Source organism: Streptomyces silvae (genome assembly GCF_016745505.1).
Classification (GTDB): domain Bacteria; phylum Actinomycetota; class Actinomycetes; order Streptomycetales; family Streptomycetaceae; genus Streptomyces; species Streptomyces silvae.
The window spans coordinates 1-12,674 of sequence record NZ_JAERUC010000074.1 but is presented as its reverse complement, the minus strand read 5'-3'; the positions used below and the strand labels follow the sequence as shown (position 1 = coordinate 12,674).

Here is a 12,674-nt window from a genome sequence, read left to right as displayed (position 1 = left end):
GGCTGCTTGCGTGCTTCGCTGCGGCGCCGGCGTCAGACGGCGGCGAGACCGAGGTGGCCGCGCAGGGTCCGCGCCGTGTACCCGGTGCGGAAGAGCCCGCGCCGCTGGAGGACGGGCACCAGCCCGGCCACGATCGCGTCCAGGTCGTCGGGAAGCACCGCCGGCCGCAGCCGGAACCCGTCCGCGCCGCCGTCGAGGAACCACTCCTGAAGGAGGTCGGCCAGACCCTCGGGGGTGCCGGCGAAGACGGCGGCGTCCGAGGTGAACGGTTCACCGGCGGCCTCCTCGAGACCGGCCAGCCGCGCGCCGGCCGCCTCCTGGCTGTCCCCCAGTACGACGTTCACATCGGCGAAGACCCGCACGGCCCCGGGCGCCCGGCCCGCCTCCTCCCGCAGAGACTCGACCTCCTTGCGTACGGCGACCAGCCCCGCGGTGTCCTGCGGGGTCACGAAGACGACGTCGCCGTGCGCGGCGGCCAGCCGGTACGGCACCGTGGCGTGCGCGAGCAGAGCCAGCGGCGGCCTGCCCTGCGGCGAGGGCACGGAGCCCCACGCCGCGGTCGCCTCGGTCAGGAACTCGCCCGCCCGCGCGAAGAGTTCGGCCACCCGCCGGTCGCCCTCGGGAGTGCCGAGGACGGTCAGCAGCTGCGCGTGCTCGGGATTGCTCGTCGTGGCCCTGGGCCGCACCCCCGCCCGCCCCGCACTCAGATGGTCGAGCGTCGCGATCCGCGTCGCCCAGGCGGTGGGGTCACCCGTCGTCGGACCCAGCGGGACGAGCCCGATCCGCTCGGTCACGTGTGCCGCCAGGGCGAGCAGCAGCGCGGAGTCGAGCCGCCCCGGGCCGTCCTCCACCGTGACGAAGTCGAGCAGTCCGGCCTCGGCGCCGCGCACCAGCCGGGCGTACGCGTCGGGCGTGAAGGGCCTGGAGGGCGCGGCCGGATGCGAACCGGCGCCGTTCAGGGCCACTGACAGATGGAATCCCTGGTGTTCGGACATCCCTCCACTGTCCCCGCGTCATATTGCACCCGTATGGCGGGCACATGGCACGTCTCCAGGACCCCCACGCCGCAGGGGCGGCCTCCGACCGGAGGATCGCCCGCACGCCGCAAGGGCGGCCTCCCCGACCGGGAGACCGCCCCTGCGGCCGCGTGCGCGCCGACGCCGTCAGCGCCCGTCGGCCAGCATGTCCTCGACCCCGGCCCGGATGTCGTCGGTCGCCAGGCCCCGGATCGTCAGGGTCGTCCGGCGGCGCAGCACGTCGTCCGCCGTCTCGGCCCACTCCCGGTCACGCGCGTACGCGACCTGCGCCCAGATCTCCGGGGCGTCGGGGTGGATGCGCTCACCCAGCGCCGGGTTCTCGTTCGCCAGACGCGCGATGTCGAAGGAGAGCGAGCCGTAGTGGGTCGCGAGATGCCGGGCCGTGTCGGCGGACATCCGCGGCCCCGGCGTACCGCCGTCGACCAGCAGCCGGTGCGCGACCGCGTTCGGGTTGGCGATACCGGGCAGCGGCACCTTCTTCGGCAGCCGCGCCATCGGCTCCATGTCCTCGCCGAGGGGGTGGCCGGGCAGCTCGGCCAGCTTGTTCATCACCGTACGGCCGATGTGGCGGAACGTCGTCCACTTGCCGCCGGCGACCGACAGCATCCCGCCGCGGCCCTCCGTCACGACCGTCTCGCGCTTGGCCTTGGAGGTGTCGCCAGGACCGCCGGGCAGCACCCGCAGCCCCGCGAAGGAGTAGGTGATCAGATCACGGGAGAGCTGCTGGTCCCGTACGGAGAACGCCGCCTCGTCGAGGATCTGGGCGGTGTCCTGCTCGGTGACCGCGACATCGGCCGGGTCGCCCTCGTACTCCTCGTCGGTCGTACCGAGGAGCAGCATGTCCTCCCAGGGCAGGGCGAACGTGATCCGGTACTTGTCGATCGGGGTCGCCAGCGCGGCCTTCCACGGGCGGGTCCGCTTGAGGACCAGGTGGGCGCCCTTCGACAGGCGTATGGAGGGCGCGGAGGCCGGGTCCTCCAGCTTCCGCAGGTGGTCGACCCACGGGCCGGTCGCGTTCAGCACCAGGCGGGCGTTCACGCCGAACTCCGTGCCGTCCTGGCGGTCCTCCAGCTCGGCCCCCGTGACCCGGCCCTTGGTGAACCGCAGCCCGGTCACCGCGGCGTGGTTGAGGACCACGGCACCGGCGTCGACGGCCGCGCGGACCGTCATCAGCGCCATCCGGGCGTCGTTCATCTGGTCGTCGCCGTAGACCGCGACGGCCTTCAGGTTGTCCGTACGCAGCTCGGGCACGTCGCGCTGCGCCCGGGCCGGGCTGATCACATGCCCGACGCCGTCACCGAACGCGGACAGCGCCGAGTAGGCGAACACGCCCGCGCCGAGCTTGGCCGCGCCGTGCGGGCCGCCCTTGTAGACGGGCAGGTAGAAGGTGAGCGGGTTCGCCAGGTGCGGGGCGACCTGGCGGGAGACCGCGCGCCGCTCGAAGTGGTTCTCGGCGACCAGCTTCACCGCGCCGGTCTGGAGGTAGCGCAGACCGCCGTGGAGCAGCTTGGAGGAGGCCGAGGAGGTGGCGCCGGCGAAGTCGCCGGCGTCCACCAGGGCCACCCGCAGTCCGGACTGCGCGGCATGCCAGGCGGTGGAGATGCCCAGGATGCCGCCGCCGATCACCAGGAGGTCGTACGTCGCCTTGGAAAGCTGCTCCCGGGTCTCGGCGCGGCTCGGGAGGGAGCCGGAGGCCGGATGCGTCCCGAGGGCGGGGACGCTCTGCAGGGTGGTCATGTCGATTGCTCCTCAGCTCTCTTCGTCCTCGATCCAGCCCATGGTCCGTTCGACGGCCTTGAGCCAGCTCTTGTACTCGCGGTCACGGGTGGCCGCGTCCATGCGGGGGGTCCACTCGGCGGCACGGCGCCAGTTGGCGCGCAGTGCGTCGGTGTCCGGCCAGAAGCCGACGGCGAGGCCGGCGGCGTAGGCCGCGCCGAGGCAGGTGGTCTCGGCGACCATCGGGCGCACCACGGGTGCGTCCAGGAAGTCGGAGAGCGTCTGCATCAGCAGGTTGTTGGAGGTCATGCCGCCGTCGACCTTGAGCGCGGTCAGCTCGACGCCGGAGTCCTTGGTCATGGCGTCGCTGATCTCGCGGGTCTGCCAGGCGGTGGCCTCGAGCACGGCCCGGGCGATGTGCGCCTTGGTGACGTAGCGGGTGAGGCCCGCGATGACACCGCGGGCGTCGGGGCGCCAGTACGGGGCGAACAGCCCGGAGAACGCGGGCACGAAGTACGCGCCGCCGTTGTCCTCGACGGAGGACGCCAGCGTCTCGATCTCGGCGGCGGACTTGATCAGGCCCATCTGGTCGCGCATCCACTGGACGAGCGAGCCGGTGACGGCGATGGAGCCCTCCAGGGCGTACACCGCCTTCTGGTCCCCGATCCGGTACCCGACGGTGGTCAGCAGCCCGTTGTACGAGTTCACCGGGGTGTGGCCGGTGTTCATCAGCATGAAGGTGCCGGTGCCGTACGTGGACTTGGCCTCGCCCTGGGCGAAACACGTCTGGCCGAACAGCGCGGCCTGCTGGTCGCCGAGCGCGGAGGCCACCGGGACGCCGTCCAGGACGCCGCCCTTCGCCGTTCCGTACACCTCGGCGGAGGAGCGGATCTCCGGCAGCAGGGCCGACGGGATGTCGATCGACTGGAGGATCTTGTCGTCCCACTGCATCGTGTGCAGGTTCATCAGCAGGGTGCGCGAGGCGTTGGTCACGTCGGTGACGTGGACGCCGCCTTCGGTGCCGCCGGTGAGGTTCCAGATGACCCAGGAGTCCATCGTCCCGAAGAGGATGTCGCCGCGCTCGGCGCGCTCACGCAGCCCCTCGACGTTGTCGAGCAGCCAGCGGACCTTGGGTCCGGCGAAGTACGACGCGAGCGGCAGCCCGGTCTCGCGGCGGAAGCGGTCCTGGCCCACGTTGCGGCCGAGCTCCTTGCAGAGCGCGTCCGTGCGGGTGTCCTGCCAGACGAGGGCGTTGTAGACCGGCTCACCGGTGTGCCGGTCCCAGAGCAGCGTGGTCTCGCGCTGGTTGGTGATGCCGATCGCCTTGACGTCGGCGGAGGTGATGCCGGCCTTGACGACGGCCCCGGCGACGACCTCCTGGACGTTCTCCCAGATCTCCTTGGCGTCGTGTTCGACCCAGCCCGGCTTCGGGAAGATCTGCTCGTGCTCCTTCTGGTCGACGGAGACGATCCGGCCGTCCTTGTCGAAGACGATGCACCGGCTGGACGTGGTGCCCTGGTCGATGGCCGCGATGAACGGTCCGGTGGTGTGTGCGTCGGTCACGGTTGGCTCCCGGAAGTCTGTGTGGTGTGGAGGGTCGGGCTCAGGCGAAGGCGAGGTTGTAGAGCCCACCGGCGAGTGCGCCCCCGATGAGCGGTCCTACCACCGGTACCCAGGCGTAGCCCCAGTCCGACCCGCCCTTGTTGGGCAGGGGCAGCAGCGCGTGCACGATGCGCGGACCGAGGTCGCGCACCGGGTTGATCGCGTAGCCGGTCGGACCGCCGAGCGACAGGCCGATACCGACGACCACCAGCGCGGTGATCAGGGCACCGAGCGCGCCGAGGCCGTTGCCCTCGTCGTTGAGGCCCTGGGTGAGGATCGCCAGGATCAGTACGAAGGTGGCGATGATCTCCGTGACCACGTTCTGCACCATGTGCCGGATCTCCGGGCCCGTGGTGAAGATGCCGAGCACGGGGCCGGCCTTCGGGGCGGTCGACTGGTCGACCATGCCCTCCTCGGCCGGCTGGTTCTGCACGATCTCGGGATCCGTGAGGTGTGCGTGGAACTGGCCGTAGTAGACGGCCCAGACCAGCACCGCGCCGATCATGGCGCCGAGCAGTTCGGAGGCGAGGTAGAGCGGTACGTCGCTCCACGCGGTGCCGCCCTGGATCGCGAGGCCGATCGTGACCGCGGGATTGAGGTGGGCGCCGGAGACGCCGGAGGCTATGTAGGCGCCGGTCAGCACGGCGAAGCCCCACCCGAAGGTGATGGCCAGCCAGCCGGCGTTCTGCGCCTTGGATCGCTTGAGCGTGACGGCGGCACAGACACCGCCGCCGAGCAGGATGAGTATGGCGGTACCGATGGTCTCGCCGATGAAGATGTCGGAGCTGGACACCCGCGACTCCTTTGTCCTTCGTCCAGGGGAAGGCGAAACACCGGGTCCCTCCGGTGGATCGCGCCCCAGGTGGGTACCCATCGAACACGGGTACGTCACCTGTAGGGCTTGACCGGCCCTCGGCACTGTCACACTCTAACGCGTATTGCCGTCAAGTGTTCGGCAATGCCGACCGGTGAGCGGCAATGTTTCTCCCCGACGGGGGGTGCGTCAAGGGGTCTGTGACGGGCGACTCGATCGTTACCGACGCCGCGGGGGGTCCTCAGAAGCGTCCGGCGCCCAGATCGCGGGAGACGGCACGGGCGCAGTCGCGTACGGCGGCGACGAGCTCCGGCCGCAGCCGGCCGTCGGTGCACACGCGCTCCACGGCGCCCGTCACGGCCACCGCGCCGACCGGCATCCTGCGCCGGTCGTGGATGGGCGCGGCCACCGCGGCCACGCCCTCCCAGGTCTCCTCGACGTCGGCCGCCCAGCCCTGCGCCCGGATCAGGTCGAGCAGCTCCTCGAACTCCTCGTCACCCGTGACGGTGCGCGGCGTGAAGGAGCGCCGCTCCATCTCGGTGGCCTCGCTGTGCGCCACCGGGTCGTACGCGGAGAGGACCTTGCCCAGGGCGGTGGAGTGCAGCGGCTGCATGGCGCCGACCTCCAGCACCTGGCGGCTGTCGTCGGGCCGGAAGACGTGGTGGACGACCAGCACCCCGTGCTGGTGCAGCACCCCGAGGTGGACGCTCTCGCCGCTGGAGCGGGCCAGGTCGTCGGTCCACACCAGCGCCCGGGCCCGCAGCTCGTGCACGTCGAGGTAGCTGTTGCCCAGGCGCAGCAGCTCGGCGCCCAGCTGGTAGCGGCCGGAAGTGCTGTCCTGCTCGACGAAGCCCTCGTGCTGGAGGGTGCGCAGGATGCCGTGCGCGGTACCTTTGGCCAGGCCCAGGGATGACGAGATGTCGGACAGGCCGAGACGGCGCTCACCGCCCGCCAGCAGACGCAGCATCGCGGCTGCCCGCTCGAGCGACTGGATGTTCTTCGCCATCGCGCCGTACTCCTCCACCTCGGTTCGACAATGCTGAACACTATCGGTCGATGCCGACCTCTGTCCGGTGGCGCGAGAATTATGCGTCACTCCGTGGAGGGGCCTGTTCCCCGCACAGCATGGCGTCCGCCTCGTGGGACACGACGACCGGCCCGGGCGCCTCCCGGCTACGCTGGCCGCGTGCCCCCTCCGCAGAAGGGCGCAAAGCCGACAGCCGTCGCATCCCTGGGAGAACATCCATGGCCTCGTTGCCGACCCCCTCCGCTGACAGCCGGAACCGAGCCACAGCGCTCCGTGAGGCGCTCGCCACCCGGGTGGTGGTGGCCGACGGTGCGATGGGCACCATGCTCCAGGCCCAGGACCCCACCCTCGAGGACTTCGAGAACCTCGAGGGCTGCAACGAGATCCTGAACGTCACCCGCCCCGACATCGTCCGTTCGGTCCACGAGGAGTACTTCGCGGTCGGCGTGGACTGCGTGGAGACGAACACCTTCGGAGCCAACGCCTCCGCCCTGGGCGAGTACGACATCCCCGGCCGGATCCACGAGCTCTCCGAGTCCGGCGCGGCCATCGCCCGTGAGGTCGCCGACCGGTTCACCGAGTCCACCGGACAGCAGCGCTGGGTGCTCGGCTCCATCGGCCCCGGCACCAAGCTGCCGACCCTGGGCCACGCCCCCTACACGGTCCTGCGCGACGGCTTCCAGCAGAACGCCGAGGGCCTGATCGCCGGCGGCGCCGACGCGCTCATCATCGAGACCACGCAGGACCTCCTGCAGACCAAGGCCGCCGTGCTCGGCGCCCGGCGCGCCCTGGAGGCGATGGGCAGCGACCTCCTGGTCCTGTGCTCCCTGGCCTTCGAGACCACCGGCACCATGCTCCTCGGCTCCGAGATCGGCGCCGCGCTGACCGCGCTCGAACCGCTCGGCGTCGACATGATCGGCCTGAACTGCTCGACCGGCCCCGCCGAGATGAGCGAGCACCTGCGCTACCTCACGCGCCACTCCCGCATCCCGCTGCTCTGCATGCCGAACGCCGGGCTGCCCGTGCTCACCAAGGACGGCGCGCACTTCCCGCTCGACGCCGAGGGCCTGGCCGACGCCCAGGAGACCTTCGTCCAGGAGTACGGCCTCTCGCTCGTCGGCGGCTGCTGCGGCACGACGCCGGAGCACCTGCGCCAGCTCGTGGACCGCGTCCGCGGCTCAGAGCTCACCACCCGCGCCCCGCGCCCCGAGCCGGGCGCCGCCTCGCTCTACCAGACCGTCCCGTTCCGCCAGGACACCTCGTACCTGGCGATCGGCGAGCGTACGAACGCCAACGGATCGAAGAAGTTCCGCGAGGCCATGCTCGACGGGCGCTGGGACGACTGCGTGGAGATGGCCCGTGACCAGATCCGCGAGGGCGCGCACATGCTCGACCTCTGCGTCGACTACGTGGGGCGCGACGGCGTAGCCGACATGGAGGAGCTGGCCGGCCGCTTCGCCACCGCCTCCACCCTGCCGATCGTCCTCGACTCCACCGAGGTGCCCGTCCTGCGCGCCGGTCTGGAGAAGCTGGGCGGCCGGGCCGTACTGAACTCCGTCAACTACGAGGACGGCGACGGCCCCGAGTCCCGCTTCGCCAAGGTCAGCGCCCTGGCCGCCGAGCACGGCGCCGCGCTGATCGCGCTCACCATCGACGAGGAGGGCCAGGCCCGCACCGTCGAGCACAAGGTCGCCATCGCCGAGCGGCTCATCGAGGACCTCACCACCAACTGGGGCATCCACGAGTCGGACATCCTCATCGACTGTCTGACCTTCACCATCTGCACGGGCCAGGAGGAGTCCCGCAAGGACGGGATCGCCACGATCGGCGCCATCCGCGAGCTGAAGCGGCGCCACCCCGAGGTGCAGACCACGCTCGGCCTGTCCAACATCTCCTTCGGCCTGAACCCGGCCGCCCGCGTCGTCCTGAACTCCGTCTTCCTGGACGAGTGCGTGAAGGCCGGTCTGGACTCCGCGATCGTGCACGCCTCCAAGATCCTGCCGATCGCCCGGCTGGAGGAGGAGCAGGTCAAGGTCGCCCTCGACCTGGTCTACGACCGCCGCGAGGAGGGCTACGACCCGCTGCAGCGGCTCATGGAGCTCTTCGAGGGCGTCAACATGAAGTCGATGAAGCAGGGCAAGGCCGAGGAACTCCTCGCCCTGCCGCTGGACGAGCGGCTCCAGCGCCGCATCATCGACGGCGAGAAGAACGGCCTGGAGGCCGACCTCGACGAGGCGTTGCAGACCAGGCCCGCGCTGGAGATCGTCAACGACACCCTGCTCGCGGGCATGAAGGTCGTCGGCGAGCTCTTCGGCTCCGGCCAGATGCAGCTGCCCTTCGTGCTCCAGTCCGCCGAGGTCATGAAGAGCGCGGTGGCCTACCTCGAACCGCACATGGAGAAGACCGACGACGACGGCAAGGGCACCATCGTGCTCGCCACCGTCCGCGGCGACGTCCACGACATCGGCAAGAACCTCGTCGACATCATCCTCTCCAACAACGGCTTCAACGTGGTCAACCTGGGCATCAAGCAGCCCGTCTCCGCGATCCTGGACGCCGCCGAGGAGCACCGCGCCGACGTCATCGGCATGTCGGGTCTCCTGGTGAAGTCCACCGTGATCATGAAGGAGAACCTCGAGGAGCTGAACCAGCGCAAGATGGCGGCCGACTACCCGGTGATCCTCGGCGGCGCCGCCCTCACCCGCGCCTACGTCGAACAGGACCTCCACGAGATCTACGAGGGCGAGGTCCGCTACGCCCGCGACGCGTTCGAGGGCCTGCGCCTCATGGACGCCCTCATCGCGGTCAAGCGCGGAGTCCCCGGCGCCGCCCTCCCCGAGCTGAAGCAGCGCAGGGTGCCCAAGCGGGACACCCCCGTGGCCGAGGTCGTGGAGCCCGAGGACGGCGTGCGGTCCGACGTCTCGGTCACCAACCCGGTCCCGGAGCCGCCGTTCTGGGGCACCCGGGTCGTCAAGGGCATCCAGCTCAAGGAGTACGCCTCCTGGCTCGACGAGGGCGCGCTCTTCAAGGGCCAGTGGGGCCTCAAGCAGGCCCGCGCCGGTGACGGACCGACGTACGAGGAGCTCGTGGAGCGGGAGGGCCGGCCCCACCTGCGCGGCTGGCTCGACAAGCTGCACACCGAGAACCTGCTGGAAGCCGCCGTCGTCTACGGCTACTTCCCGTGCGTCTCCAAGGGCGACGACCTGATCCTGCTGCACGAGGACGGCTCGGAGCGCACCCGCTTCACCTTCCCCCGCCAGCGCCGCGGCCGCCGCCTCTGCCTCGCGGACTTCTTCCGCCCCGAGGAGTCGGGGGAGACCGACGTGATCGGCCTCCAGGTCGTCACCGTCGGCTCGAAGATCGGCGGAGCCACCGCCGAACTCTTCGAGTCGAACTCCTACCGCGACTACCTGGAGCTGCACGGGCTGTCCGTGCAGCTGGCCGAGGCGCTCGCCGAGTACTGGCACGCCCGGGTCCGCAGCGAGCTCGGTTTCGCCGGCGAGGACCCCTCCGACGTCGAGGACATGTTCGCCCTGAAGTACCGCGGGGCGCGCTTCTCGCTGGGCTACGGGGCCTGCCCCGACCTGGAGGACCGGGCGAAGATCGCCGAGCTCCTGGAGCCCGAGCGGATCGGCGTGAAGCTCTCCGAGGAGTTCCAGCTGCACCCCGAGCAGTCCACGGACGCGATCGTCATCCACCACCCGGAGGCGAAGTACTTCAACGCACGGTAAGCCGATGTTCGACGCGCGGTAACGCTCCACTCCGCGCGCCGGACGGGCACGAGTCGTAGACTGGTCGGTCCAGTGCAGGCCGGTCGCCGTTCCCACCGGGAAGGCGGCCGGCCTTCTCGTCCCTCATGGACCCCATGGAGGTGTGCCGGATGACCAGTACGGTCCCCGCGTCCCTGACCCGTACAGCCGAAGGATCGGCGCTGCAAGCCGTCCTTCTCGACATGGACGGCACACTGGTCGACACCGAAGGATTCTGGTGGGACGTGGAGGTCGAGGTCTTCGCCGATCTCGGTCACCGGCTGGAGACGGACTGGCGCGAGGTGGTCGTCGGCGGGCCGATGACCCGCAGCGCCGGCTATCTCATCGAGGTCACCGGCGCCGACATCGCGATCGAGGAGCTCACCGTGCTGCTCAACGACCGCTTCGAGAAGCGCATCGGACGCGGTGTCCCGCTGATGCCCGGCGCCGCCCGGCTGCTCGCCGAACTCTCCGCGCACGAGGTGCCCACCGCGCTGGTCTCCGCCTCCCACCGGCGCATCATCGACCGGGTGCTGGACTCGGTGGGCCGCCACCACTTCGCCCTCACGGTCGCCGGGGACGAGGTGGCCCGTACGAAGCCCCACCCGGAGCCCTACCTCGCGGCGGCGGCCGGTTTCGGGGCGGACCCCTGGCGCTGCGCCGTCATCGAGGACACCGCCACGGGTGTCGCGGCGGCCGAGGCGGCGGGCTGCCGGGTCGTGGCCGTGCCGTCCGTGGCGCCGATCGCCCCCGCGCCGGGCAGAGCGGTCGTCTCCTCCCTGGAGCAGGTGGATCTCGCCTTCCTGCGCGGTCTGGTCGTCGATGAGTGACAGCTGATGCACCGAGGGTGTTCCACCGGGACCCTGCAAATCAGGTCCATGTCAATACGGTCGCAGGGGCCGCAGCGTGACGTTCATCACTCGACGTGACGAACGGGGGTCCCGGCGGCCGGTCCGCCTGTCCGTTTCGGGACCCCCATACGTCCGTATTCCTGGAGTCGTGTACGAAACATTCCCGAGCGTGACATGGACAACCCGTCATCGGTGATCACCGAGTGCATACGCGGCCGTCCGGCACCGGTCAAGCCCCTCTGCGGCGCCTACTAATCTCGGTTTTCTCACATGCCGGAATGAGGGAGAACGTCCAGATGAACCGCAAGACGCTGGTGCTGCCGGCCGTGGTCGGCCTGCTCGCACCCGTGCTGGCCGCCTGCGGCGGGTCGGACGACGGGGGCGATGCCATCGTGGTCGGGACTACGGACCAGTTCATCGCCTCGAAGGACAACCCGGCCCCCCTCGACCCCGCCATCGGCTACGAGGCGGGCGTCTGGAACGTGCTGCGCCAGACCGTGCAGACCCTGACCCACATCCCGCGCGGTGGCGGAGCGCCGGTGCCCGAGGCGGCCCAGAGCTGCTCCTTCACCGACACGGAGAACGAGAGCTACCGCTGCACGCTGCGCGACGGGCTCACCTTCGCCGACGGCACCCCCGTCACCCCGGAGGACGTGAAGTACTCCATCCAGCGTGTCCTCGACATCAAGGACGACAGCGGCCCGGTCGGTCTGCTCGCCAACATCGACACGATCGAGACCAAGGGTGAGAACCAGGTGGTCTTCCACCTGAGCACCTCGGACGCGACGTTCCCCTTCAAGCTGGCCACGCCCGCCGCCGGCATCGTCCAGAAGGACAAGTACCCGGAGAACAGCGCCCGCGAGGGCTTCCAGGTCGACGGCTCCGGCCCGTACACCATGAAGCCCGAGGTCAAGAACAACCAGATCGTCAAGGTGGTCTTCACCAGGAACCCGAAGTACAAGGGCGACCTGAAGATCAGCAACGAGAAGGTCGAGCTGGACCTCTTCCCCGACGCGGCGGCCATGGGCAAGGCGCTCGACGCCAAGAAGATCGACATGATGACCCGCACCATGTCGCCCGAGCAGGCCCAGAAGATGATCGCCGAGCCGGTGGACGGCTTCAAGCTCACCGAGATCCCCGGTCTAGCCATCAGCTACCTCGCCTTCAACACCGACGACCCGACGGTGAAGGACAAGGCCGTACGCCAGGCGATGGCACAGGTCGTCGACCGCGGCGCTGTCGCCAGCAAGGTGTACGGCAGCACCGCCGAGCCGCTTTACTCGCTGATCCCGTCCGGCATCACCAGCCACACCAACTCCTTCTTCAACAAGTACGGGGAGCCCAGCGTCTCCGGGGCCGCGAAGATCCTGGAGAAGGCAGGCATCAGCACCCCGGTGAAGTTCACGCTGCACTACACGACCGACCACTACGGGCCTGCCACCAAGGCCGAATTCGAGCTCCTGGCGAAGCAGTTCAACGACTCGAAACTGTTCGACGTGGACATCCAGGGCACTCCGTGGGACAAGTACCGCCCGGCCCAGAAGAAGGGCGAGTACGCGGTCTACGGGATGGGCTGGTTCCCCGACTTCCCGGACCCGGATACCTACATCGCGCCGTTCCTCGACGAGAGCAACTTCCTCAACTCGCCGTACACATCGGCCGAGGCGCAGAAGACGCTCATCCCGCAATCCCGCCGTGAGGCCGACCGCAGCGCCGCGACGCCGACCTTCGAGAAGCTCCAGGACATCGTTGCCACCGACGTCCCCGTGCTCCCCGTCTGGCAGGGCAAGCAGTACGTCGCCTCGGTCGACGAGCTGACCGGTGTGGAGTGGGCCGTCAACTCCTCGGCCGACCTCCAGCTCTGGGAGCTCGCCCGCG

At 70.1% G+C, this 12,674-nt stretch carries 8 protein-coding genes; 3 read left to right on the top strand and 5 right to left on the bottom strand.

Features of this window, described 5'->3' with window-relative positions:
• Positions 1 to 32: 32 nt before the first annotated feature.
• From JKV81_RS09625 to JKV81_RS09605, 5 genes are all read right to left on the bottom strand, one after another.
• A complete protein-coding gene (locus JKV81_RS09625) occupies positions 33 to 995 on the bottom strand; it encodes an LLM class flavin-dependent oxidoreductase (protein WP_129261563.1) in 963 nt (320 codons plus the stop codon).
• A gap of 168 nt (positions 996 to 1,163) precedes the next feature.
• On the bottom strand, positions 1,164 to 2,774 hold the full coding sequence (locus tag JKV81_RS09620) for a glycerol-3-phosphate dehydrogenase/oxidase (RefSeq protein WP_202075405.1): 1,611 nt from the start codon (positions 2,772 to 2,774) through the stop codon (positions 1,164 to 1,166).
• A gap of 12 nt (positions 2,775 to 2,786) precedes the next feature.
• Positions 2,787 to 4,316, bottom strand: coding sequence for a glycerol kinase GlpK (gene glpK / locus JKV81_RS09615; RefSeq protein ID WP_129261558.1), 1,530 nt, complete (start codon positions 4,314 to 4,316; stop codon positions 2,787 to 2,789).
• A 40-nt stretch (positions 4,317 to 4,356) separates the two neighbouring features.
• Positions 4,357 to 5,148, bottom strand: coding sequence for an MIP/aquaporin family protein (locus tag JKV81_RS09610; protein WP_202075404.1), 792 nt, complete (start codon positions 5,146 to 5,148; stop codon positions 4,357 to 4,359).
• A 262-nt stretch (positions 5,149 to 5,410) separates the two neighbouring features.
• A complete protein-coding gene (locus JKV81_RS09605) occupies positions 5,411 to 6,175 on the bottom strand; it encodes an IclR family transcriptional regulator (protein WP_236056064.1) in 765 nt (254 codons plus the stop codon).
• A 239-nt stretch (positions 6,176 to 6,414) separates the two neighbouring features.
• Here JKV81_RS09605 and metH point away from each other — a divergent pair, with 239 nt between their 5' ends.
• From metH to JKV81_RS09590, 3 genes are all read left to right on the top strand, one after another.
• A complete protein-coding gene (metH, locus tag JKV81_RS09600; protein ID WP_129261554.1) occupies positions 6,415 to 9,927 on the top strand; it encodes a methionine synthase in 3,513 nt (1,170 codons plus the stop codon).
• 149 nt (positions 9,928 to 10,076) lie between these two features.
• A complete protein-coding gene (locus JKV81_RS09595; RefSeq protein ID WP_099178017.1) occupies positions 10,077 to 10,775 on the top strand; it encodes an HAD family hydrolase in 699 nt (232 codons plus the stop codon).
• 317 nt (positions 10,776 to 11,092) lie between these two features.
• The coding region (locus JKV81_RS09590) for an ABC transporter substrate-binding protein (RefSeq protein WP_147985969.1) at positions 11,093 to 12,674 on the top strand (1,582 nt) is incomplete at its 3' end.

What these genes read in the sequence shown, in the direction of transcription:
- JKV81_RS09625 (WP_129261563.1), bottom strand. Translation starts at nt 995, where the DNA reads ATGTCCGAACACCAGGGATTCCATCTGTCAGTGGCCCTGAACGGCGCC.
- metH (WP_129261554.1), top strand. Translation starts at nt 6,415, where the DNA reads ATGGCCTCGTTGCCGACCCCCTCCGCTGACAGCCGGAACCGAGCCACA.
- JKV81_RS09595 (WP_099178017.1), top strand. Translation starts at nt 10,077, where the DNA reads ATGACCAGTACGGTCCCCGCGTCCCTGACCCGTACAGCCGAAGGATCG.
- JKV81_RS09620 (WP_202075405.1), bottom strand. Translation starts at nt 2,774, where the DNA reads ATGACCACCCTGCAGAGCGTCCCCGCCCTCGGGACGCATCCGGCCTCC.
- JKV81_RS09605 (WP_236056064.1), bottom strand. Translation starts at nt 6,175, where the DNA reads ATGGCGAAGAACATCCAGTCGCTCGAGCGGGCAGCCGCGATGCTGCGT.